1 protein-coding gene and 1 pseudogene are annotated in these 1,075 nt (G+C 69.0%); one reads left to right on the top strand and one right to left on the bottom strand.

All coding sequences use genetic code 11. The features are described 5' to 3' along the window. Nucleotides 1-588, bottom strand: a 588-nt coding sequence (locus tag FKP22_RS31395; RefSeq protein WP_211361689.1) for a cation:proton antiporter domain-containing protein, incomplete at its 3' end; no start/stop codon positions are given. 280 nt (nucleotides 589-868) lie between these two features. Between FKP22_RS31395 and FKP22_RS31390 the strand changes: the two are divergent. Continuing rightward, nucleotides 869-1,075, top strand: a pseudogene (locus FKP22_RS31390) (RNA polymerase factor sigma-54); the annotation flags it as partial.

Raw genomic sequence — 1,075 nt, 5'->3', positions numbered from 1 at the left:
CAGCGCCCAGCGCAAGGCGTGGTCGCCCAGTTCGTGCAGGCCGAGGAATCCCAGCGACAGCAGCACCAGCGGCGCCGCGGTGCCATCGTTCAGCGCACCCTCGACCGTCAGCGACATGCGCAGCGCGTCGCGGTCGCTGGCGTCATGCACCTGCACGTCCGAGGCCAGCACCGGGTCGGTCGGCGCCAGGATGGCCGCCAGCAGCAAGGCCATCGGCAAACTCAGCGGCAACAGCAGCCAGGCCAGCGCGCCGCCCAGCAGCCAGGTCCAGACCACGCCGGAAGTGGCCAGCAGCACGGGGGCGCGCCAGGCCTGCCAGTTCGCCGGAATGCGGATCTTCAGTCCGATGGCAAACAAGGACAGCAGCACCGCCAGCTCGCTCAGCACCCGCACCAGCCCGGCATGTTTGTGCGCCAGGTCCAGCCCGGGCAGCGGCGGCACCGCCACGGTCGCCATCACCCAGCCGACGATGAGATAGATCAGTGCCGGCGACAGCGGCAGCCGCCTCACCCACGGCTCGGCCAAGGCCATGGCCACCAGCACGGCCCCGACCAGCAAGAAGCTCGCGCACAACAGCGACATGTCCATGCAGCGCAGGACAGGCAAGCCCCATGCCGCGCATCGCGGCGGGCGCGAGGCCGGCATCGGACGGGATCTGTGCGCCGCCGTCAGCCGCCTCCGACAGCGCCGGGATTGCTTGCCGCAAAGCCGCCGGCCGGCGTGTGTAGTTTTGACAGGCCAGCATCGCCCAGCGCCGCCAGGTACGACCTGGTGGCGAAAGTTGCGACAAGATAGGCGGCAGTTCGCCGGAAAAGACAACAGCTCCGCGCCCACCCGGCCAGGCATGGACATTGCGCAGGCGCTTGTCATGAACACCCTGACGCTGCGCGGCGAACTTCGCCAGAAACAGACCTTGTCGCCCCGTTTGCAGCAAGCCGTGCGCCTGCTGCAGCTGTCGTCACTGGACTTCAATCACGAGGTCTCCGAACTGCTGGACCGCAACCCCTTCCTCGACACCGATGAAGCAGGGGATGCGGCGGCGGCAGACCGGTCGGACGGCGTGGCCGCCACCGTG

It is taken from the genome of Ideonella azotifigens (assembly GCF_006519715.1).
Classification (GTDB): Bacteria; Pseudomonadota; Gammaproteobacteria; order Burkholderiales; family Burkholderiaceae_C; genus Ideonella; species Ideonella azotifigens.
This window is presented reverse-complemented; position numbering and strand designations above follow the sequence as displayed.